This window comes from Herbaspirillum sp. NPDC087042 (assembly GCF_044745245.1).
Taxonomy (GTDB): domain Bacteria; phylum Pseudomonadota; class Gammaproteobacteria; order Burkholderiales; family Burkholderiaceae_D; genus Herbaspirillum.
This window is the reverse complement of record NZ_JBIUZW010000010.1, coordinates 16,346-36,676: the sequence shown is the minus strand read 5'-3', so window position 1 is coordinate 36,676 and position 20,331 is coordinate 16,346. Positions and strand designations below refer to the sequence as shown.

Here is a 20,331-nt window from a genome sequence, read left to right as displayed (position 1 = left end):
CGCCATCGATTTCAAATTCAGGAAAAACAAGCATGAAAAGACTACTAATTCGGTGGTTCGTAGGTTGGACTGATTCTTGGAATCAGGAGATGCATCGTGAAATCGAGCATCGTGTTATTGAGGCTCATAAGCGTCATTTCCCGGAGATCTCACCAAATCGTGAGGAAACGATCAAGCAAATGAGGGAGTTCTACTACAGCAGAATGATAGCTACGGCCAATCTGCTAATTGCCGCCGGAGCGATTTTACTGGCGCTGGTCGCATTAATTGTCTCTGCAATAGGCGTTATTAAGGCATGGTGAAATCCTGAAGGTGAGCTTTTACAGGGACCATAGTCTTGCCGTCTTTGCATTGAATTTGCAGTAGGTTTGCGAAATTGGAAAAGTCGGTCTGGCTGATCATTGTCTTCCACAGAAAATGTGGCTTTCTTTCACAGGAATGACAATGACAAAAATTCGCACCGATCTGCTTGTCGCAGATACCCGCACTTCCATCGCAACTAAACTAGCTTATAAGCTCGCTACAAAGCAGAAAGAGACGAATTCACTGCTCGCCCGAATTTCGCTTGTCCAGCATCGGCTCATCGATGTGACGTCATATAGCAATGAACTAGAGAATGCGGTCCTTCTCTCCATTGCAGGGAATACCACCGTCGATAGCGTGCTGCAAGAACGATACACACACCTCACCACTCAAATTGCAGCCGCCGTGGAGGCCCGCCGCATTTACATCGAAGCATGCAAAGTCACTGAAACGCAAGTGCAGCCGATTCTGAAGCGCGTTACAAGAGAGTTGCTTGAACTGGAAGAGCAAGCTAGCCTGCTATCAAAGTCAATCGCAAATTTCGCGGAAATGCGTGAAAACGCCGCAAAGAGATTCCGCGATGCTGGCCTCTCCCCTACGGAAATCGCAGCAATACCGGTTACCCCTGCTTCTTCAGATCTTGATGCCTGGCGCGGATCTCTTGAGCAAATCGAAAAGCGGAAGCGGGACATTCTGGCTTTCCTCGATAGCGCGCCAATGTACGAGGAGAAATTGCTTCTCGCATCGGAAGAATCGAATGGTTGAGAGCACAAAGCGCCGGAGTACGTCTCCAGAGGCGAAGATCTTAACGTCACTATGGACCGGACTCTCGCCCATGCTGATCGCGAAGTTTTACCCGGTCAAGCGCATGGAGAGCGACAAGTGGGGGCCGAGCCGGGGTACGCGCAATATCTCCGCTGCCGACAAGTTCGTCGTCGATGATGGCTTCGAAGTGCACTGCCCTATTTCGGATGGCAATCAGCATATGTCGTTTAACTGGACATCACCTTTCGAGGGTGCTGGTGCTGAGTCCAAGATTCCAACGATATCAGCCCTCCTACAGAGTGGCTCGCTCAATTCTTTCGTTCAATCACTCGGCGGAGGGAAAATCGGCGATGGTCAAAGTAGCGCCACTTCTGGCGCTCTAGCTGCAGCATTCGGACGGACCGGTATCACTAAGCTGAATTCCACCCAGGTCTTCAATGGCATGCCACCGGTGAAATTCCAGGTCACGCTGCATTTTCGTGCCCTCTTAGATCCGTTCGAAGAGGTCGAACAACCTATCCAACAGCTCTTGGAATGGGCATCACCTCAATATCTCGCTAACGATGGACTCTTGGTCTCGGCACTGAAGAATGGCCTCAGTGCCGGCGTCATAAACACCGTTTTCCCGTCTCTTTCGCCGCAGGTCATCGCGATGGAATACGCCGGGAAGGTCTATTCCCCGCTGGTCATCGACGATGTCAATAAGCCTCTGACGGGGCCGATCTACTCGGATGGCTCCCTTGTCAATACGTCAATTCAACTTACGATGTCGACGCTCACAGCCATTGATCGTCGCGACATCAGAGATTTATATCGGAGAAATTAGATGCCACCACGCTTAATAAAGAAAGACTGGGAAGCCATCAAGGCGCAGCATTTAGCTGGTCAGACTGCCTGGGCGTTGAGCGGACTCTTCGGGGTTTCGAAAGCCACCATTCACAGCAGATGCTCACGAGAAAAATGGCGACAGGAAAGCCCGGCCAGACATGAAGCGCCTGCTCGCGATGCAATCACGGAGCTTACCGAGGCGATTCATCAGCTAACGTCTGCAATTAAAGAAACTCGTTGAGGAGTAACTGAAATGAGTAAAAAACCGATACGCCGCAAACCGGTAGACATTAACATCATGCTTACGCGCCACAACTGGCGTAAAAAGCCGCACCCAAAAATCGCAGAAGAGTATGCAGCACCTGGCTGTTTAACCTTCGAAGAGATGGCAAAAGAACTCTACGTGAACTCGCCGATCCTCGCAATTTGGCTAAGAGAAAATAATTGGATTATCAGAGATGCCGGGAGCTCATGTTGGCGGGCCAACGATGCTGCGCTGGCCAGGGGAGATGTAACGTACCGGCTACTTGAGAAGCCAAGAACACGCTTCCCAGATTTCGTAGTCATCACTCCTTCAGGCCGGCGTTCACTATTAAATCTCGTAGATCAAATTCAATCATTTTCAAAATGGACACATACAAGACAAGACGCATGAGGGTATATCGCGCTAAGCTTACCTCAGCAGGATTCAAGAGAATCTCCATCTGGATCTGCCCCGAGCTCGCGGAGCATCTCCGCGGGCGACGCAGATCGAAAGAGTGCAATGGGCGAACACTGGAGCGCCTGCTATTGGGAGAGGCGAGGAAAAGGCCCCCGTATTGAAGGCCGATTCGCCATGCTTTCGGACTTTTCTTACATACGCGCGTGAAGGCGGTGCTAAATACGACTTTCTTCTCGATAGTCAGCGAACATCTCTTGCGTGCTTTTCATATTGAAATGGCCGATAGTGCTTCGTTCTACTGACTTATATTGACATGGGAATAGTGAAATGAAATGTCCATATTGTCGAAGTACAAATCTCGTTCGCGATACGCGCAACATGGACTACGACTATGACGGAGAAAGCACCGTGATTAAAGCGGTGACCGGCGACTACTGCTCAGCATGCGGCGACGTTGTTTTAGAGGACGCAGAATCCGCCCGTGTTATCGACGCAATGCATACCTTTCATAGGAAAGTCAACGCTCCCATCCTCAAACTCCTAGAATCCCACAAATACGATTCATCGGCATATTCTCTGTGCGGCGCTTGCGGGGCGAATGGGTTAGTACATGCGGTCCTTCCCCTTTCCTATACGTACAAGGGGGTAACAGCCGAACTACCCGACGTTGAGGGTGACTATTGCACCTCGTGTGGAGAAGTGATTCTCGACAAAAGCAATGGTGACAGGTATGGACTCTTTGTACGCGACTTCAGACGTAGGATCGATATGCCTTGATCTGAAATCGAAATAGCAGCAATCCATCAGGTGTCGTTCTTGGAGGGGAATCCTCCATTACAGCACCTGAACGTCAGACACCAGGAAAATTATCTTATCTACGCCAACAGCACCGTTTATGGTTGAAGCGAAGCAACTTTTAATTTTTCGCACTGGTTGCACTCGACAATCGCCGGTGCAGTTCTTTTACCAAGCAGAAAGTCAGTACAGGGGCGGCACTGAATCCTTCTCTGAACTTAATTCTGAGATAGAGAATTTTTCCTCTCGCGACTCAATATTGATGAATACGGCCCTGCATTTAGTTTGCTCGCTATCTCTCGAGCCAAAACTTCTTTACCACACTAACGAGTAAATCGCGCCCCTCTTTGCTCTTCGCGATCATCACCATAGCGTTCCATATCTTGGTTGAAGTAGTTTTCCACCAAACCTCTCTGGGGTAGACAGAAAGATCAGCTTTAGATTTACTTATCGCTTTTTCAAACGCCTGTTGCTCTTCAGGCGTAATATTAAATTTGGCCTCTAGATCTTTCACCCTAATCTGCAATTCATCAAGCTTTTTAGCCATCTCCTTTCGCTCGTCGGAATTAAAATAACCAGCTGGATCGCTCTCTGAAGCTGCAGCTTCAGCAAAAAGATTTTGAGCCGCCTCTACAAACTCCGTATCAAAGTTATTCATACCGCTAGCCAGGTCATCGCGTATATTTTTCAACCAATTTCCAATACGCCCAATACACGCATTGATGTCGTCATGATTTTTCACTTCGACATTCTTGTAGTCGCCTGGCCGCTCGATCGTCTCGAAGCCCTTCTTTCCTCTTTCCCTTGGCGTCGCCATCAAAGCTAAAAAACCACTCTCGGATGCCTCTCCAATGATGAACGTATATGCTGGCTTTGCTCGAAACGTCAGTTTGGCCAACTGCTTGGTGTCATCAGAAAAATTTGCATCAAAGTCTGCCGCGCAAAAATCTTCTAGTTCCAGATGGATATAAATGAGGTTAATTACCGATTGTTTTAGCTGCGCCATGATTCGAGAGTTTTAGATAGACAATGGTGCCCCATCAATGGAGGTATCCCCAAATTTGGGGATACCTGGACTTCCAGCCTGACTCAGCGCTAAGGCGATAAACTCGCGCAAGCGGAGATGCCCCTGAAACAGATGTTCCTAGACTTTAGGGAGCTGAGATATGAAGGGTCGTAGACCGCGTAGCGGACTTCGGAAGGCAATGAAAAGCGGGACAAATGGAGAGGGGTAAATATCAACATCGAAATTCCAATCCGCTCATCGACTAAAAATTCTAAGTACTTGATTTTACGGGGCGCTCTAGTAGAGCAGCATCTTTGATCAAGTTGAATACATATTGAGTATTAGGTATTTCCTCGCGACATAACTTTTAGAAGTCATTTTTAAGGCGGAGGGACTTTTCCTTTAGCTCTTTGTATAAGCGCGCGCAACCAGTCGAGCCCATTTTCATCGACTTTTTTCCACTGTTCCGCCGTCAGCCGTATTGAGCGTAGCTCGAGCCGATCTTCTGGGGCTTTTGGCGGCCTTCCTCGGCCTAGCTTTTTCTCATCCATCTAAAGAGACTATCACAACACTCAAGGAACAAGAAATGCAAAAAGGCTTATTTTCGTTGTACAAAAAATATATAAAAAAAATAATTAATGTGTCACAATAAATAAATTCTCACTACATATTCAGGACACTTAATCTATGAATCCAATAGACATCGACGCAATGATTCATCAAGCAAAATCGGACATTGGCATGCTGTCGCAATTGGCCAAAACCCACCTTGCAGAATTAGAGCGGAAAAACGAGCAAGTGACTAGCCTGGCGCTAATGGCTGCTCAATATGTCAAAAACAATGACTCGGAACCAGATCCCATCACAGAAAATACGCTCAATGTAATTTCCAACATTGCGGGCGACTCACATTCCTTTTCGGCGCTGGCGAAGCTACTTTCAGCAATCAACTCGGTTGCGATCAAAACGGGACGCGGCAGGAACTAACATCTCGCCTTAGAGAATTTCACCGCGAAAGAAATGAAAAGGATCCATATACGGACATTTAGAGGTGATATCCGGACCTCGTCAAGACCGTTCATCGATAGTACGAAGAATCACAGGTGCACTCACTAAAGAATTACATTAGATTTCCGGTAGCCTTGATCAGTCGATTCCTCAAAGAAATAGAGCCCCCCCAAATTTTCGATATAGCTAGCGTATCGAGACTTCTCGCTCTTATCGCGCTCGAATTCGTTTTCCGGAAGGATGTAGCATGGTAGCTGCTGCCGTTCAGGTTGACTTCTCCAGCCCGTATTCACCAATACAGAAGGACCTGGCGTTATGCATATAAGGAAGTCAAAGCACGCGTTGGAGCTGATTTTTGCATAGCTAATGGATTCTCCATATACCTGTACGGTGCACTCTCGGTCGAATCCATCTTTGTAGATAACAAGATCTTTCCCGGGAATTCCAGAATTGCTGACATGCACGGTCAGGCCAAGATGCATCAAATGTATGAGGCTACGTACTGCTCGGCCGCAGCGGCCTTACGAGAACTGTTTCTCGATCAGCGCTGATGAATCCCGTCCATCCCCGTCCCACGTCATCAAGATGTTTAGCCAGCCAATAGATGCACGATGCCCATCCACCATAGCGAGACTCTTCATACCCTTCGCTAGAAGCATAGGAAAAAACCAAGGACTAATCCCCACTTGGCGGGCCCAGGAAAATGAAAACAATTTCCCCTCTAACAAGAAATTTCTTTGAATATGTTCGGCGCAAGCGCTAAAAAAATAGGGTATAAAAGAGGGTATGAAATTAGCATATTAGATTTAAAGACCAGTATTTATAAGGATTTCAGGAAGATATTCTTGTTTAACGTCTGAGCCTCTTCATCCAGATTCACTCAAGTACCAAGCTTTCTCAAACCCCGACTCACACTCGGGGTTTTTTATTGCTCACCACTAGACAGTTTCATTGTGTGTAACATGCACTCAGACTATCGGAAGGACCGCTCGCGATATATTGAGAGCCAAGGGACGATTGACGAGGAGTAAGCCACCATGACCAGGAAATATCGTAGCGAATCCCATGCGGCAATCCATGAGACGATGGAGGCGCTGCAAGTCATCGGCGCCATCGACAAGCAGACCATGCGCGAATTTGACAAAGGCTGCCTGACACCGATACAGGCCCTGCCGCCTGATACTGCCCTCACCTCCTCCCACTACTCAACTGCGGCATCAAAAACGACTGCCTGAAATACTCCCGCACCGCCTCCATCGCCGGCGTAAACGCCACCCCCTTGCGCCACGCCAGCCCCACATTCATGGCCGGCACATGATCCATCAGCAAGAGCGTCTCGATGCGCAAACCCTCCAGCGACCACGGCCGATACACCAGGTCGGACAGAATCGCCACACCCGTCCCATTGGCGACCATGCTGCGCACCGCCTCCACCGAGCTGGTGCGCATGAGGATGTTGGGCCGCCGGCCGCTCTGGTCCCAGTAGCGCAAGGCCGTGCGGTCGGCCTCGTCCACCGTCAGGAGGATGAAGGGCTCGTTGGCGACTTCGGCCAGGCTCACCACCGTCCTTTTCCCCAGCGGGTGGCGCGCTGGCAGCCATAGTCGGCGCACGGAGCTGAACAGGGTCTCGTAGGCGATATCACGGTGGCGCAGGTTGGAGGTCAGCACCACGGCCATGTCGATCTCGCCGGCGACCAGGCTCTGCTCGATCTCGGCACGCTCCTTCTCGTGCAGCTTGATCTTGATGCCCGGGTAGGACTGCGACAGCCGCTGCAGATGGTGTGGCAAAAAATATCCCAGCACCGTGTAGCTGGCCGCCACCCGCAGGCTGCCGCTGGCACTGTCGTCGGGTAGCGGGCTCTTCATCGCATCGTCGACGCTGCGCAGGATGGAATAGGCGTGATTGAGAAAATGCCGGCCGCTGTCGGTCAGGTTCATGCCCTGCGGCGAGCGGACAAAGAGCGGTGCGCCCAGCAGGCTCTCCAGCTCCTGGATCGCACTGGTCACCGAGGACTGCGAAATGTGCAAATGAATCGCGGCCTGGGAGATCTGCCCGACCTCCGCCGTCGCCACGAAATACCGGATCTGCCTGAGCGTGATGGCCACGTTTGATGCCTCCCAAAGCTATCGGATTTTTCGATATCACCCCCTCTGATAATACATCTATCCAATACCAGGACCGATTCCTATACTCGATTTCAAGCGTGGATTCCGGCCACGCAGGAGAGACAGACAATGAGGACAATCGACCTGAATTCAGACATGGGCGAAGGCTTCGGCCCCTGGACCATCGGCGATGGCGTCGACGAACACATCATGCCCCTGATCAGTTCGGCCAATATCGCCACGGGCTTCCATGCAGGCGACCCGGCCACCATGCAGCGTACCGTGGCACTGGCCCAGCGTCATGGCGTGGCCATTGGCGCACATCCGGGCTTGCGCGACCTGGTCGGCTTCGGTCGCCGCCACATCCATGCACCCGCCCACGAACTGGTCAACGACATGCTCTACCAGCTGGGTGCGCTGCGCGAGTTCGCACGCCTGCATCACCTGCCGCTGCAGCACATCAAGCCGCATGGGGCGCTCTACATGCACCTGGCCCGCGATGACGAGGCGGCCCGTGTCTTCGTCCAGACCCTGCGTCGCCTGGACCCGAACTTGCTTCTCTTCTGCATGCACGGCTCGGCGGTGTGGCGCGTGGCGCGGGAGCTGGGGCAAGCCGTGGTCTGCGAGTTCTACGCCGATCGCGACTATGACCGCAGCGGCTCCATCGTCTTCACCCGCCACGTCGGTGCGCTCGATGCCGAGCAGGTCGCGGCCAAGGTGCTGCGCGCCTGTCAGGAAGGGGTGGTGCGTACCGTCGAGGGCGAGGATGTACCTATCCACTTCGACTCGGTCTGCATCCATAGCGATACACCCGGCGCACTGGCCCTGGTGCAGGCCACGCGCGCGCGCCTGGAGGCGGCCGATATCGCCATCGGCGCACCTTCCTGAACCTCTGTCTGTCCCTGTCACACGCTCAACAAGGAGAAAATCATGGCGGTCCACGATGTCCACTCGCCGCTGCCCGGCACCTTCTATCGCAGGCCCAGCCCCGACGCGCCCGTCTATGCCGAGACCGGCGAGCGCATCCAGGCGGGCCAGGTGATTGGGCTCATCGAGGTGATGAAACAATTTACGGAATTGCAGGCCGAGCACGCCGGCACCCTGCAGGCCTTCCATGTCGACAACGGCGACCCGGTCGAGCCGGGCCAGTTGCTGGCCGTGATCGACGGCGATGCCTGAGGAACGCCCATGACCAGCTCCATCCGTAAATTGTTGGTGGCCAATCGCGGCGAGATCGCGGTGCGCATCATCCGTGCCGCGCAGGCACTGGGCATCCCGACGGTGGCGGCCTGTAGCGAGGCCGACGCCGATTCGCTGGCTGCGCGCATGGCCGATGAGGTTCAGCTGATCGGGCCGGCGCGGGCCGATCGCAGCTATCTCAATGTCGAGGCGCTACTGCAGGCGGCACGCGCCAGCGGTGCCAATGCCATCCATCCCGGCTATGGCTTCCTGTCGGAGAACGCGGCGTTTGCCGAGGCGGTCACGGCGGCAGGCCTGATCTTCGTGGGTCCGCAGGCCGAGACCATCCGCCGCATGGGCGACAAGGCCGAGGCGCGACGTACCGCAGCGGCGGCCGGCGTGCCGGTGGTGCCGGGTTCGCCCGGGGAATTGGAGGACCTGGAGAGCGCCTTGGCCTGCGCCGAGCAGGTCGGTTATCCGCTGCTCATCAAGGCCTCGGCCGGGGGTGGCGGGCGCGGCATCCGCATCGCCCATGATGCGGCGGAACTGGCGCGCGAGTTTCCGGTGGCGCAGAGCGAGGCGAAAGCGGCCTTCGGGTCGGCGGCGGTGTATCTGGAGCGTTTCATCCGCGCGGCACGCCATATCGAGGTGCAGATCCTGGGCGACGGCCAGCGCGTGGTGCATCTGTTCGAGCGCGAGTGTTCGTTGCAGCGACGTCGCCAGAAGGTCTTCGAAGAGGCCCCCTCGCCTGCCCTCACGCCGGCGCAGCGACTAGCCCTGTGCGAGAGTGCCGTGCGCCTGGCCGAGGGTCTGGGCTATCGCGGCGCGGGGACGCTGGAATACCTCTTCGATGCGCACAGCGGCGAGTTCTTCTTCATCGAGATGAATACCCGCATCCAGGTCGAGCATCCGGTCACCGAGATGATCACCGGCATCGACCTGGTGCAAGCCATGCTGCGCATCGCCGGTGGCGAACCGCTGGGTCTGCAGCAGTCCGACATCCGCATGCAGGGTGTCGCACTGGAGATGCGCATCAATGCCGAAGATCCGCAACGCAATTTCTTCCCCTGCCCCGGTACCGTGACCGAGCTGGCCTGGCCACAGGGCGAAGGCATCCGGGTGGAAAGCCATCTCTATCCCGGCTATCGCGTGCCGCCCTACTATGATTCGCTGCTGGCCAAGCTGGTGGTGCATGGGCAGGATCGTGCGCAAGCCCTGGCGCGCGCTGCCCAGGCGCTGGAGCAGACTCGCCTGGCTGGCATGACCACCACCATGCCGCTGCACCGTTGGCTGCTGGCCGATGCCCGGATGCACGCCGCGCAGTTCGATACCGGTTCGCTGGAACGCTGGCTGGCCGAACCGACGACCCTGCGTACAGTCCAGCTTGAGGAGCTTTGACATGCAGACCACGCCCATCCGCTACAGCATCGCCGGGGACGAACACCTCTTTGCCGAGGTCTCGGAGGCGATGTCGCTGGAGGCTTTCTTCCGCGCCATGGCCATCACCCGCGCCGCGGAGCAGCTGGCGCTGCCAGGCATCCTGGATATCTGCCTGGCCAATGCCTCCTTCCAGATCCGCTTCAATCCCGACCTGATCCATCCGCTGGCGCTGCTGGAACAGGTCAAGGCGCTGGAAGCGCAGACCCGCGCCGAGCGGCGCATCCAGACGCGCATCATCGAGATCCCGGTGCTCTACGACGATCCCTGGACCAACGAGACCCAGGCGCGCTTCCGCGACCGGCATCAGGATCCCTCCTCCACCGATTTGCAATACGCTGCCCGCATCAATGGCTATGCCGATGTACAGGATTTCATCGCGGCCCATAGCGGCAGCCCCTGGTTCGTGTCCATGGTGGGCTTCGTGGCCGGGCTGCCCTTCATGTTCCAGATGGTGGAGCAGGAGCGGCAATTGCAGGTGCCCAAGTACCTGCGCCCGCGCACCGACACACCGCGCCTGACGCTGGGCCATGGTGGCTGCTTCGGCTGCATCTACTCGGTGCGCGGTGCGGGGGGTTACCAGATGTTCGGCGTCACGCCCGCCCCGATCTATGATCCGCAGCAGGGCCTGCCCTACCTGCAGGAGTCGATGGTGTTCTTCCGCGCCGGCGACATCGTGCAATTCAAGCCCATCGATCGCGCCGACTACGATGCCGCCATCACAGCCGTGGACCAGGGCCGCTTCGACCTGCGCATCCGCGCCACCGGCTTCGACCTGGATGCCTTCCAGGCCGATCCGCAAGCCTGTATCCGTGCTCTCAAGGAGGCCCTCCATGACGATTAAGGTGAAACAGCCCGGCCTGGCGACCTCGGTCCAGGATGGCGGACGCGAAGGCTACTACCACCTGGGCATCCCGCCCTCGGGGGCGCTCGACCAGTTCGCCCTGCGCAGTGGCAATCTGCTGGTGGGCAACGCCCCCACGGCAGCGGCCCTGGAATGCAGCCTGCTGGGGCCGCAACTGGAATTCCAGCGCGATGCCCTGGTGGCCGTGACCGGGGCGCGCATGCAACCCCGCGTGGATGGCATGGAACAGCCACTGGACACGGCCTTCAGGGTCAGGAGTGGGCAGGTACTGAGCTTCGACTATCCCAAGGCGGGGGCGCGCAGCTACGTGGCCATTGCCGGTGGCATCGACGTGCCGCTGGTGCTGGAGAGCCGCTCCACCTATGGCCTGGGTGCACTGGGCGGCTGGCAGGGACGCAAGCTGGCCGTGGGCGATCTGCTGCCGCTGGGCTCCGCCCCGACGCAGGCAGCAGAAGGACGCCGCCTGCCCTTGTCGCAAATTCCCGTACACGAAAAACAGGCCACCCTGCGCGTGGTACCAGGCCTGTACATCCATCGTCTCACGGCGGAAGCGGTCGAGCGCTTCTTTGACGATACCTGGACCGTGGGCTCGGAAGCGGACCGCATCGGCTATCGCTTCAAGGGCGGCCAGCCGATGCAGTTCGTGCCGCGCGAGCAACCCTTTGGCGCCGGTTCCGATCCGTCCAACATCGTCGATGCCTGCTATCCCATCGGCTCGATCCAGATCCCCGGTGGGCTGGAACCCATCGTGCTGCTGCGCGATGCGGTCTCCGGCGGCGGCTACGCCACCATCGGCACGGTCATCAGCGCCGACCTGGACCTGATCGGCCAGCTGCAGCCCAATCACAAGGCACAGTTCGTGCGGGTCACGCTGGAGCAGGCCCTGCAGGCAAGACGACACCAGCAACAACGCTTGCAGCGCCTGAGCCACCTGTTTTCTGCCTGACCGGGCCAAGCCCCCTTCACCACCTCGCTGTTCATCGCCAGGGCCCGCCCTGGCGAGGGGGGCTGCTTCGCCTTCGTTTCATCCACCGTCACATCGACATCCACATCCTTTTTCGAGGGAGATCCTGACATGGCCGCGCTATCGCACACCGAGCATGAGGAAATCGATCATTCCACCCACCCCATCCCGGTCGCCGGGCGCATGGGCAAGCTGTCGCTGACCATGGCCTGGTGGGCCGTGTGCAGCGCCATTTTCTATATCGTCGTGGGGGCGTCGCTGGCGCTCAGCTATGGCGCGCGCAATGCCATCATCGGCATGCTGCTCTCGGTGGTGAGCTATGGCCTCATCAATGCCTGCATCAGCCGCTACGCCATCCGCACCGGCTGGTCGGTGGCCTTGTTCTCGCGCATCCTGTTCGGCCGCCTGGGGGCCTCGCTGGCCACGCTGATCTTCTTTTCCACCGCCATCTACTACGCCGTCTTCGAGGGTTCGGTGATCGCGGTGGCCCTGCATCACCTCTATCCTTCGCTGCTCTATCCGGTGGCGGCCCTGATCGTGGTGCTCTACAGCGTACCGCTGGTGTTCGGCAGCGTGCAGCACTGGCTGGACAAGTTCAACGGCGTGCTGCTGCCCTTCTACCTGCTGGGCCTGCTGATGGCGGTGGGACTGGCGGTGAGCCAGTATGGCTACCAGCCGCAGTGGCTGGACTTCGGCCCGGCCGTACCGCCTGCGGACGGCTGGTGGAGCTGCTTCACGTATTACATGGGCGTGTGGGTGCTGATGATGTTCACCTTCGACTACGCCCGCTTCGGCAAGCCGCAAGACGCCCAGTACCATGGCCGCTTCAACTTCGGCATGCCCTTCTACCTGGTCACCATCCTGCTCAATGGCATGGCCGGCATCTACCTGGCCGCCAGCATCCCCCAGGACGGCGCCTTGAGCGAGGTCTCGGTGGTGATGGCCATCCTCAAGCTGATGGGCTTCTGGGGCCTGCTCTTCGTGTGGGTCACGCAGACCCGTATCAATACCGCCAACTATTACCTGGCCACGATCAACATACAGGCCTTCTTCCGCAACCTGCTGGGGCTGCGCCTGTCGCGGCTGGTGTGGGCGGTGGTGGTCGGGATGGTGGTGTACGCACTGATGCTGGCCGATGTGTTCGCCTACCTGCTCAAGGCGCTGGCCTACCAGGGCGTGTTCGTAGTGGCCTGGGTCGGGGTGGCGCTGGCGCATATCCTGGCGGGTCGCTCGCAAGAGGAATCGGCCCACCATGCCGCCCTGAACAAGCTCGGCCTGGGTGCCTGGCTGTGCGGCACGCTGGCCGGCTTCGTGCTGATGGAGATGACGGGCTTCTGGTCTTCACTGTCGGCGCCCTTGAGCTTCGTGGTCTCGATGGCGGTCTATGCCGGCGGACAACTGCGCAGCCGCGTCGGACAAGTGGTGACGGCTGGCGAATGAGGGCGACGTGAGGGCCCGATCACTGGCTTGCGGTGAATAGGCTCTTTATTCACCGCAATTTCTGCGGTGAATACGAGAGCTCCTCCCTCGGGCGCGCCATATCGAGGTTCTTAATCGCCTGTCGCTGCGCTGCTGTCATGCTGATCCAGCCGCCCAATCTCCTCTTCCAGCGCCCCCACCACCCCATCAATGCGCGCCCGCAACCAGGCCCTGCCCTGCTCCTGCGGCATCTGCGCCAGCATCAGCAACATCGGTGCCGACAGGCTCACGCGCAGGTACTGGCTGCGCTGGCCGTCGGCGCCCATGCAGGGTACCGGCTGGCCGATGGCGTAGACGTGCTCTTGCGCCTGCTGCGGCTGCATCTGGTTCAGGTGGCGATAGACGGTTTCCACTTCCGCCCGGCTCAGGCTGCGCTGGCCACGCCTGTCCCTGCACCGCAGGGCAAACAGGCTGCGTGGTTCGCCGCGGCCGTCGCGCAGCACATCGAGCAAGCCCAGCGAGGGCGATGCCGCCACTCGCTGCGTGAGTGCATCCTCGAAACAAGCTAGCCATTCCCGGCGCACCTCGGCGGGTAGACGTTGATATCGCTGCATGGCATACAGCGCCGCTTCCCAGCGCGCCAGCACACCGAAGTTGGGCTGGCCCTGTGCATCCACATCGGGCGCGTCCTGCGGCCACACGGCGGCCCAGTCCGCGCCTCCCAGCAGCGCGCCACAGAAGGCGGGGGCGCCATAGAACTTGGAGCCGGTCAGTACCACCAGATAGTGACGGGCCAGGTAATCCTGCAAGACCTGCGCCTCGCAGCGCAGTTGCGAGCAATCGACCAGCACGCTGGTGTGCTGCGGCGAGATGGCGGCAATCTGCTGCACCAGGGCCTGGCCGGGATAGCAGCAGCCTGACTTGGATTCATCGACCCGCACCACCATCACCGGCACATCCTCGGCCAGCGATTGCCTCACCACCCGCAGGAAATCCTGGTCGATCGCCTGCGCGCTGCGACAGGCGCCGTCCGCGCCACGGATCGCGATCTCGGTCAGCTCGGCCATCAGCTTGCCCTGCTGGCGGCTGCCCTCCAGCAAGGCCTGCGCGACCTTGCTGCCGGTCTCGCTGGCCTCGCCCATGACGATGCGAAAAGGCCGGCCGAACTTGCGCAGCGATAGCGCCGAGGCCATCGCGTGGGCGTCGGTGCCGGAGCGATGCAGATGCCACGACAACCGCGCCGCATCCAGGCCCCAGGTGGTACAGAAGCTCGTGCGGATACGTTGTGCTTCGCGCTGCCACAGGGCGGGCTGGTGATCCGGGTCATCGCTGCATTCGCCATGCATGCGCTGGCGGAATGCATCGACCGCGGCCCAGGCTTCGGCGGAGATGTGCGAAGCAGTAGAAGAGGAAAACTCGACCAGCCCGGCACGGGGGGCCGGGCTCACGCCATATTTGTTCTGCCCGCGCTCGCCTTGCAGGGCGATGCGCTCGTCGCCGCCCTGCACCAGCAGGGCGGACAGGCCCGGCAGCTCAGGCATGGCGATGGCCGGCGCTCTTGCGCACCATGGCCTGGAAGGCGTCGAAGACGCGCTGCATCACGCCCTGCTTGTAGGGGAACATGTCCACCGGGTCCATGGCGTGGACGATCATGCCGGTGTCGACCTCGAAGATCAGCAACTCGCCGTCCGGGGTCTCGCCACAGTCGATACCGAAGTAGTCCAGCGGGAAGGCCTCATGCAGGCGCGCGAAGGCGTCTTTGTGGCGGGCCGCGAAGTCCCGGTCGAAGTCGTGCATGACGCGGGCTTCTTCGTCACGGCGTTCCTGGCGCTCGGTCATGTCGGCGTTGAGGTAGTGCACCATCCAGTTCGACGAGATCGCCATGTGGCAGAGGAAGGGCTGGCCCTCGATGAAGACGATGCGGTACTTGCGGAACAGGTCATCGGCGCTGCGATAGTCGATGAAGCTGGAGACGTAGAATTCACCGATCTCTGCGTGAGCGGCCAGGTACTCGCCCAGCGTGGCGCTGTCGGCGATCTGCTGCAGCTCCTTGCCGGCATGCGAATCGACCGGACGCACGATCAGCGGCCACTGGCCATCGGCCAGCCAGCCGGCGATGTCGGCGCCGCCGGCGATGGCCAGGGCATCGGCGCGCGAGACGCGTGCGGTCAGCGGCATGCTGATGCCGGCTTCGCCGTTGAGGATCAGCGAGACCGTGTCGCGGGCCAGGCACAGCGAGTGCAGGGGGGTGTTGAGCAGGGGCGAATTCCAGCCGTCCACGGCGCTGCCCAACTCGGCCAGCAGGTCCTGCGTGGCGGCCGATTCGCCGATGGCGACGAACAACACGTCGTGCGGCGGCAGGGTCTGCGGCAAGGGTTCGCCGGGCATCAGGTAGAGCGTTTCCAGGCCGATCTCGGAACCCGAGACCAGGAATTCCAGCGGCGTATTGGCCATGAAATTGCCCGGCGCCATCAGCGCCAGCAGGCGCAGCGCGGGTTCGCCCTCGGTCGTCGGGATACGGTAGTGACGCTGCAGGCTCAGTGCGGCCATCTGCAGCTTGTCGGCCATGACTTCGTCGCCGCGCACCTGCATCAGGAAGGACAGGTCCATGTAGCGCACCGCATCCTCGGGATGCTCACCCAGGTGGGCGATGATGCGGTTGCCCAGCGGGTTCAGGTCCTGCCCCTGGAAGCCGGCATGCAGCAGCGCCTGCTGTCCCAGCAGGAAGGGGGAGCCGGGAACGAAATCCAGTTCGCTGGAGGAAGTGGTCATGAGGGTCCTTGTCAGGCTTGCGCGGCAAGCAGTGCGCGGCCGGTAGTGAGGGTGAACTCGACCAGCTCGTCCAGTTTGGCGCGGCCGGTGCGGTGATTGAGGAGTGCCGTCCGGATCACGTACTGCCCGCCCAGCCGGGTGGAGGACGGTGCGGCGACGCCGGAGAGCTGGATGTCCCGCAACAGGCGGGCATTGATGTCGGTACTCAGTTCGGGCGGGGTGCGGTAGCGGAAGCAGACGATGTTCAGCTGCACCGGTGCCATCAGTTCGAGTTCAGGCGTGGCGGCGATGCATTCGGCCAGGTATTGCGCGCGCTCGCAGCTTTCGGCCATGGCCTGGCCGAGCTTGTCCGCGCCCAGTACCTTCAGGCTCATCCACACCTTGAGGGCGCGGAAGCCCCGCGAGAGATCCGGGCCCAGGTCGCAGGGCCAGGGCGAGCCGGCCGAGAGGCCGCCGGGTTCGCGTGCCAGGTAGCTCTGGTTCAGGTCGGCGAAGGTTTCGACCTGCCACTGGGCGCTGCGCACCAGGATGAAGCCGGCGTCATAGGGGACGTGCATCCACTTGTGGAAATCCATGGCAATCGAATCGGCGCGCTCGATGCCGGCAAACTTGGGCGCCAGTTGCGGCGACAGCAGGCACAGCGCGCCGATGGCGCCGTCGACGTGGAAATGCACGCCATGTTCGGCAGCCAGGTCGGCCAGCGCGTGCAGGTCGTCGATGCTGCCGATGTCGACCGAGCCGGCCGTACCGACGATCAGGAAGGGGCGCAGGCCGGCGCGCAGGTCGGCCTCGATGGCCGCACGCATGGCGGCCACATTGACGCTGCCATCGGCCTGCTGGTCGATCAGGCGCAGGTTGGCGCTGCCCAGGCCGGCCATGTCCATGCCGCGCGAGACGCAACCGTGGGTGCCGCGCACCGCGTAGGCCACCAGCGTCTGCGCATGGTCCCGCACGCCCTGGGTACGCACCTCGGCGCCCAGTGCGCGGCGGCGCGCCACCAGTACACCGATCAGGTTGGCCATGGAGGAGCCAGTCACGAACAGGCCGCTGGCCTCCTCGGGGAAGGAAAACAGCTGGGCCACCCAGCGCACCACCTGGCGTTCAAGCTCGACCGGCATATGGTCGCGCCCGCCCACGTTGGCGTTCAGGCCGGCGGCCAGCATCTCGGCCAGCATGCCCACGGGCGTGCCGGCACCATGCACCCAGCCCATGAAACCGGGGTGGGTGTTGCCGACCGAATAAGGGAGTATTGACGTACGGAACTGTTGGTAGACCTCGTCCAGCGGCGCGCCGGTGGCCGGCAGGGCTTCCCTGATCGAGTCGCGGATGGCCGCGCCCGGCTGTTGCCACACCGGTCCTGCGCCGGCCGCTGCGCCCTGGAGGTGGTCGAGCATGTCGTCGAGCATGGCATGCCCCTGACGCCGCAATGCCGCCCAGTCGTCCGGGTCCAGAGGGCTTTTCCAGTCCTTACCTGCTGCATCCATCCATCTACCTCTCGCATGGCGAGTCAACACCGAGAGCGAAGAGTATAGCCGGTAACGCCGGGGCCAAACCGGCAGATAAAGGCGCTCCAGCCCCTCATTTCCTTGGAAGAAATGCGGGGCTGGCGCTGCTAGAGCCGGCAGGCCGGTTCAGTGGCGGGCCACGCCCAGGTAGCTCTCGACGATGCGCGGGTCGGCGGCCAGGGTCGCGGCCGGGCCTTCGCAGGCGATCTCGCCCATCTCCAGCACGTAGGCGTAGTCAGCGATCTGTAAGGCGGCGCGGGCGTTCTGCTCCACCAGCAGGGTGGTCACACCGGTGCTGCGCAACTGGCTGACGATGCCCAGGATTTCCTTGGTCACCAGCGGTGCCAGCCCCAGGCTGGGCTCGTCCAGCATCAGCACCTGCGGCTTGGCCATCAAGGCCCGGCCCACGGCCAGCATCTGGCGCTCGCCGCCGGAGAGCGTGCCGGCGGCCTGGCGGCGCCGCTCCTTCAGGCGCGGGAACAGGGTGTAGACGAACTCCTGCTGGTCCAGGTAGCCAGACTCGCCATTGCGGCGGCGCTTGTAGGCGCCCAGCAGCAGGTTGTCCTCGACCGACATGGTGGTGAAGAGCTCGCGCTTCTCCGGCACCAGCGAGAGGCCGCGCGCCACCCGCTCCTCCACGTCCATCTGGCTGACATCGCCGCCCTGGAAGCTGATCCGTCCGCTGGCCGCAGCGCCCGCGGGCAAGGCGCCCATCATGGCGTTGAGCAGGGTCGACTTGCCGGCACCATTGGGGCCGATGACGGTGACGATCTGGCCGGCGCGCAGCTTCAGGGTCGCCCCGGTAAGCGCGGCGACCTTGCCGTAGCGGGCCGACAGGCCACTGACTTCCAGCAGCACGGGCGCGACCGGCGCCTGGGGGGATTCGGACACGACGGCCACATCCGGCGTCACGGTGGCAAGACTCATCATTGGGTTCCTCCCAGATAGGCTTCAAGGACCGCCGGATGCACCTGGATCTGGGCCGGCGTACCTTCGGCAATCTTGGTGCCGAATTCCATGACCACGATGTGGTCGGTCAACTGCATCACGAAGTCCATGTCGTGCTCCACCAGCAGCACGGCCATGCCTTCGCCGCGCAACTTCGCCAGCAGCTCGGCCAGGGCCTGTTTCTCCTTCAGGCGCAGGCCGGCGGCGGGCTCATCCAGCAACAGCAGGGCCGGATCGCAGCACAGGGCGCGGGCGATCTCCAGGATGCGCTGCTGGCCCAGCGCCAGGCTGCCGGCGGGCCGGTCCAGCAGGTCGCCCAGGCCGACGCGTTCCAGCTGGCGCCTGGCCTCGGCCATGATGCGTGCCTCCTCGCCGCGATTGATGCGCAGGAGGCTGGCCAGGATGCCGCGCTGGGGCGCGAACTCGCCCCGGCGGAAGGCGCCCATGGCGGCGTTCTCCAGCACGCTCATGCCCGGTACCAGGCGCACATGCTGGAAGGTACGGGCGATGCCGCGACTGGCAATCGCGCGCGAGGACAGGCCGGCCAGCGATTGCCCGCGATAGTTGAGCTTGCCGCTGGTGATCGCCAGCACCCCGGTCACCAGATTGAAGGTGGTCGACTTGCCGGCGCCATTGGGGCCGATCAGGCCGACGATCTCGCCAGCCTTGACGGAGAAGCTCACATCGTTGACCGCGACCAGCCCACCGAACTGCTTGCGCGCCGCGTCCACCTCCAGGATCACGTCGCCGCGCTGCGGCTTGGGCAATTGCGCCAGCGGCGCGGCATCGGTGGCCACCTTGCGTGGCCGGCGGGTGCCGAACCTGGCTTGCAGGTGCGGCCACACCCCTTCGTTGGCGAACTGCAGGAAGATCACCAGCGCGATGCCGAAGACGATGGCCTCGAAATTGCCATCCGCCCCCAGCAGGCTGGGCAGCCACGACTGCAGGGCATTGCTCAGCACCGCCAAGAGACCCGCACCGAGCAGCGCCCCACCCACATGCGCGGCACCGCCCACCACCACCATCAACAGGTAGTCGATGCCGTACTTGAGACCGAAGGGCGTGGGATTGACCGTATGCTGCAGATGCGCGTACAGCCAGCCCGAGATGCCGGCCAGCACGGCCGCATAGACGAAGATGACGATCTTCAGGCGCGCCGTATCGACTCCCATGGCCTCGGGCATGACGTAGCCATACTTCAGGGCGCGCACGGCGCGGCCGGCACGCGAATCGAGGAAGTTGACCACCGACACCAGGGCCAGCACCACCACCACCCAGATCAGCAGGTACATGGAGGCGCCATTGCCGAACTCGATGCTGCCGATGGCAATGGAGGGGATGTCATTGATGCCGTCATACTTGCCCAGCAGCTCCAGGTTGCCGAACAGGTAGTACAGCGACAGCCCCCAGGCGATGGTAGACAGCGGCAGGTAGTGACCGGAGATGCGCATGGTCAACACGCCGATCACCAGCGCCGAGCTAGCGGTCAGGGCGATGCCGGCCAGCAGGCCCAGCCACGGCGAAAGATCATACTGGGTGGTCAGGTAGGCGGTGGTATAGGCGCCGATACCGACGAAGGCCGCCTGCCCGAAGGAGATCAGCCCGGCCACGCCGGTCAGCAGCACCAGGCCCAGGGCGACGATGGCATACAGGCCGACGTAGGACAGCAGGGTTACCCAGAACGGCGGCAGGCCCAGTGTGGGCAAGGCCAGCACCAGGGCGAAGAACAGCGCCGGCAAGGCGGCGCGATGCTTGGTCAGGAATTGCATG

21 protein-coding genes are annotated in these 20,331 nt (G+C 60.3%); 14 read left to right on the top strand and 7 right to left on the bottom strand.

From position 1 onward, the window contains the following. The first annotated feature begins 32 nt into the window (after window positions 1–32). The 6 genes from ACIPHN_RS14595 (at window position 33) to ACIPHN_RS14570 (ending at window position 3,334) form a co-directional block, all read left to right on the top strand. Window positions 33–302, top strand: a complete 270-nt coding sequence (locus tag ACIPHN_RS14595) for a hypothetical protein (RefSeq protein WP_400437277.1) — start codon at window positions 33–35, stop codon at window positions 300–302. Window positions 303–444: 142 nt separating this feature from the next. Then, on the top strand, window positions 445–1,068 hold the full coding sequence (locus ACIPHN_RS14590; RefSeq protein WP_400437276.1) for a hypothetical protein: 624 nt from the start codon (window positions 445–447) through the stop codon (window positions 1,066–1,068). A gap of 70 nt (window positions 1,069–1,138) precedes the next feature. Next, on the top strand, window positions 1,139–1,894 hold the full coding sequence (locus ACIPHN_RS14585; RefSeq protein ID WP_400437274.1) for a hypothetical protein: 756 nt from the start codon (window positions 1,139–1,141) through the stop codon (window positions 1,892–1,894). Further along, on the top strand, window positions 1,895–2,137 hold the full coding sequence (locus ACIPHN_RS14580) for a hypothetical protein (protein WP_400437273.1): 243 nt from the start codon (window positions 1,895–1,897) through the stop codon (window positions 2,135–2,137). Window positions 2,138–2,149: 12 nt separating this feature from the next. Further along, window positions 2,150–2,551 (top strand): phage antirepressor KilAC domain-containing protein, encoded by a 402-nt coding sequence (locus ACIPHN_RS14575; RefSeq protein ID WP_400437271.1) that lies wholly within the window; start codon window positions 2,150–2,152, stop codon window positions 2,549–2,551. 333 nt (window positions 2,552–2,884) lie between these two features. Then, entirely contained in the window at window positions 2,885–3,334 is a 450-nt protein-coding gene (locus tag ACIPHN_RS14570) for a type II toxin-antitoxin system MqsA family antitoxin (protein ID WP_400437269.1), read from the top strand. A gap of 310 nt (window positions 3,335–3,644) precedes the next feature. Here the strand turns inward: ACIPHN_RS14570 and ACIPHN_RS14565 are convergent, their stop codons facing one another. Further along, window positions 3,645–4,358: a hypothetical protein gene (locus ACIPHN_RS14565; protein WP_400437267.1), complete on the bottom strand. Its 714-nt coding sequence runs from the start codon at window positions 4,356–4,358 to the stop codon at window positions 3,645–3,647. A 687-nt stretch (window positions 4,359–5,045) separates the two neighbouring features. Here ACIPHN_RS14565 and ACIPHN_RS14560 point away from each other — a divergent pair. Both ACIPHN_RS14560 and ACIPHN_RS14555 read left to right on the top strand, forming a co-directional pair. Next, window positions 5,046–5,345, top strand: a complete 300-nt coding sequence (locus tag ACIPHN_RS14560; RefSeq protein WP_400437265.1) for a hypothetical protein — start codon at window positions 5,046–5,048, stop codon at window positions 5,343–5,345. A 1,058-nt stretch (window positions 5,346–6,403) separates the two neighbouring features. Next, entirely contained in the window at window positions 6,404–6,601 is a 198-nt protein-coding gene (locus tag ACIPHN_RS14555) for a hypothetical protein (RefSeq protein WP_400437264.1), read from the top strand. Here the strand turns inward: ACIPHN_RS14555 and ACIPHN_RS14550 are convergent. Continuing rightward, entirely contained in the window at window positions 6,555–7,472 is a 918-nt protein-coding gene (locus ACIPHN_RS14550; RefSeq protein WP_400437262.1) for a LysR family transcriptional regulator, read from the bottom strand. The genes ACIPHN_RS14555 and ACIPHN_RS14550 overlap by 47 nt on opposite strands. A gap of 129 nt (window positions 7,473–7,601) precedes the next feature. Between ACIPHN_RS14550 and ACIPHN_RS14545 the strand changes: the two genes are divergently transcribed. From ACIPHN_RS14545 to ACIPHN_RS14520, 6 genes are all read left to right on the top strand, one after another. After that, window positions 7,602–8,360, top strand: coding sequence for a 5-oxoprolinase subunit PxpA (locus ACIPHN_RS14545; RefSeq protein WP_400437261.1), 759 nt, complete (start codon window positions 7,602–7,604; stop codon window positions 8,358–8,360). 42 nt (window positions 8,361–8,402) lie between these two features. Then, window positions 8,403–8,651: an acetyl-CoA carboxylase gene (locus ACIPHN_RS14540; RefSeq protein WP_400437259.1), complete on the top strand. Its 249-nt coding sequence runs from the start codon at window positions 8,403–8,405 to the stop codon at window positions 8,649–8,651. A gap of 9 nt (window positions 8,652–8,660) precedes the next feature. Beyond that, entirely contained in the window at window positions 8,661–10,049 is a 1,389-nt protein-coding gene (locus ACIPHN_RS14535; protein WP_400437257.1) for an acetyl-CoA carboxylase biotin carboxylase subunit, read from the top strand. A gap of 1 nt (window position 10,050) precedes the next feature. Further along, entirely contained in the window at window positions 10,051–10,932 is an 882-nt protein-coding gene (locus ACIPHN_RS14530; RefSeq protein WP_400437256.1) for an allophanate hydrolase subunit 1, read from the top strand. Beyond that, on the top strand, window positions 10,922–11,899 hold the full coding sequence (locus ACIPHN_RS14525) for a biotin-dependent carboxyltransferase family protein (RefSeq protein ID WP_400437254.1): 978 nt from the start codon (window positions 10,922–10,924) through the stop codon (window positions 11,897–11,899). The genes ACIPHN_RS14530 and ACIPHN_RS14525 overlap by 11 nt, the downstream gene beginning before the upstream one ends. Before the next feature lie 129 nt (window positions 11,900–12,028). Then, window positions 12,029–13,357, top strand: a complete 1,329-nt coding sequence (locus tag ACIPHN_RS14520; RefSeq protein ID WP_400437252.1) for a purine-cytosine permease family protein — start codon at window positions 12,029–12,031, stop codon at window positions 13,355–13,357. A gap of 110 nt (window positions 13,358–13,467) precedes the next feature. Here ACIPHN_RS14520 and ACIPHN_RS14515 read toward each other — a convergent pair whose 3' ends face one another. The 5 genes from ACIPHN_RS14515 to ACIPHN_RS14495 form a co-directional block, all read right to left on the bottom strand. Beyond that, entirely contained in the window at window positions 13,468–14,877 is a 1,410-nt protein-coding gene (locus ACIPHN_RS14515; protein WP_400437250.1) for a hypothetical protein, read from the bottom strand. Next, window positions 14,870–16,108, bottom strand: a complete 1,239-nt coding sequence (locus tag ACIPHN_RS14510) for a RimK family alpha-L-glutamate ligase (protein WP_400437248.1) — start codon at window positions 16,106–16,108, stop codon at window positions 14,870–14,872. The genes ACIPHN_RS14515 and ACIPHN_RS14510 overlap by 8 nt, the downstream gene beginning before the upstream one ends. Window positions 16,109–16,119: 11 nt before the next feature. After that, the gene (locus ACIPHN_RS14505; RefSeq protein ID WP_400437246.1) at window positions 16,120–17,592 is read right to left on the bottom strand and encodes a pyridoxal phosphate-dependent decarboxylase family protein; all 1,473 of its coding nucleotides are present in this window, start codon (window positions 17,590–17,592) and stop codon (window positions 16,120–16,122) included. Between the two features lie 147 nt (window positions 17,593–17,739). Beyond that, a complete protein-coding gene (locus ACIPHN_RS14500; protein WP_400437245.1) occupies window positions 17,740–18,540 on the bottom strand; it encodes an ABC transporter ATP-binding protein in 801 nt (266 codons plus the stop codon). Then, a complete protein-coding gene (locus tag ACIPHN_RS14495; protein WP_400437243.1) occupies window positions 18,540–20,330 on the bottom strand; it encodes an ATP-binding cassette domain-containing protein in 1,791 nt (596 codons plus the stop codon). Before ACIPHN_RS14495 ends, ACIPHN_RS14500 begins: the two co-directional genes overlap by 1 nt. Window position 20,331 lies beyond the last annotated feature (1 nt).

What these genes read in the sequence shown, in the direction of transcription:
- ACIPHN_RS14595 (WP_400437277.1), top strand. Translation starts at nt 33, where the DNA reads ATGAAAAGACTACTAATTCGGTGGTTCGTAGGTTGGACTGATTCTTGG.
- ACIPHN_RS14590 (WP_400437276.1), top strand. Translation starts at nt 445, where the DNA reads ATGACAAAAATTCGCACCGATCTGCTTGTCGCAGATACCCGCACTTCC.
- ACIPHN_RS14585 (WP_400437274.1), top strand. Translation starts at nt 1,139, where the DNA reads ATGCTGATCGCGAAGTTTTACCCGGTCAAGCGCATGGAGAGCGACAAG.
- ACIPHN_RS14580 (WP_400437273.1), top strand. Translation starts at nt 1,895, where the DNA reads ATGCCACCACGCTTAATAAAGAAAGACTGGGAAGCCATCAAGGCGCAG.
- ACIPHN_RS14575 (WP_400437271.1), top strand. Translation starts at nt 2,150, where the DNA reads ATGAGTAAAAAACCGATACGCCGCAAACCGGTAGACATTAACATCATG.
- ACIPHN_RS14570 (WP_400437269.1), top strand. Translation starts at nt 2,885, where the DNA reads ATGAAATGTCCATATTGTCGAAGTACAAATCTCGTTCGCGATACGCGC.
- ACIPHN_RS14565 (WP_400437267.1), bottom strand. Translation starts at nt 4,358, where the DNA reads ATGGCGCAGCTAAAACAATCGGTAATTAACCTCATTTATATCCATCTG.
- ACIPHN_RS14560 (WP_400437265.1), top strand. Translation starts at nt 5,046, where the DNA reads ATGAATCCAATAGACATCGACGCAATGATTCATCAAGCAAAATCGGAC.
- ACIPHN_RS14555 (WP_400437264.1), top strand. Translation starts at nt 6,404, where the DNA reads ATGACCAGGAAATATCGTAGCGAATCCCATGCGGCAATCCATGAGACG.
- ACIPHN_RS14545 (WP_400437261.1), top strand. Translation starts at nt 7,602, where the DNA reads ATGAGGACAATCGACCTGAATTCAGACATGGGCGAAGGCTTCGGCCCC.
- ACIPHN_RS14540 (WP_400437259.1), top strand. Translation starts at nt 8,403, where the DNA reads ATGGCGGTCCACGATGTCCACTCGCCGCTGCCCGGCACCTTCTATCGC.
- ACIPHN_RS14535 (WP_400437257.1), top strand. Translation starts at nt 8,661, where the DNA reads ATGACCAGCTCCATCCGTAAATTGTTGGTGGCCAATCGCGGCGAGATC.
- ACIPHN_RS14530 (WP_400437256.1), top strand. Translation starts at nt 10,051, where the DNA reads ATGCAGACCACGCCCATCCGCTACAGCATCGCCGGGGACGAACACCTC.
- ACIPHN_RS14525 (WP_400437254.1), top strand. Translation starts at nt 10,922, where the DNA reads ATGACGATTAAGGTGAAACAGCCCGGCCTGGCGACCTCGGTCCAGGAT.
- ACIPHN_RS14520 (WP_400437252.1), top strand. Translation starts at nt 12,029, where the DNA reads ATGGCCGCGCTATCGCACACCGAGCATGAGGAAATCGATCATTCCACC.
- ACIPHN_RS14515 (WP_400437250.1), bottom strand. Translation starts at nt 14,877, where the DNA reads ATGCCTGAGCTGCCGGGCCTGTCCGCCCTGCTGGTGCAGGGCGGCGAC.
- ACIPHN_RS14510 (WP_400437248.1), bottom strand. Translation starts at nt 16,108, where the DNA reads ATGACCACTTCCTCCAGCGAACTGGATTTCGTTCCCGGCTCCCCCTTC.
- ACIPHN_RS14505 (WP_400437246.1), bottom strand. Translation starts at nt 17,592, where the DNA reads ATGGATGCAGCAGGTAAGGACTGGAAAAGCCCTCTGGACCCGGACGAC.
- ACIPHN_RS14500 (WP_400437245.1), bottom strand. Translation starts at nt 18,540, where the DNA reads ATGAGTCTTGCCACCGTGACGCCGGATGTGGCCGTCGTGTCCGAATCC.
- ACIPHN_RS14495 (WP_400437243.1), bottom strand. Translation starts at nt 20,330, where the DNA reads ATGCAATTCCTGACCAAGCATCGCGCCGCCTTGCCGGCGCTGTTCTTC.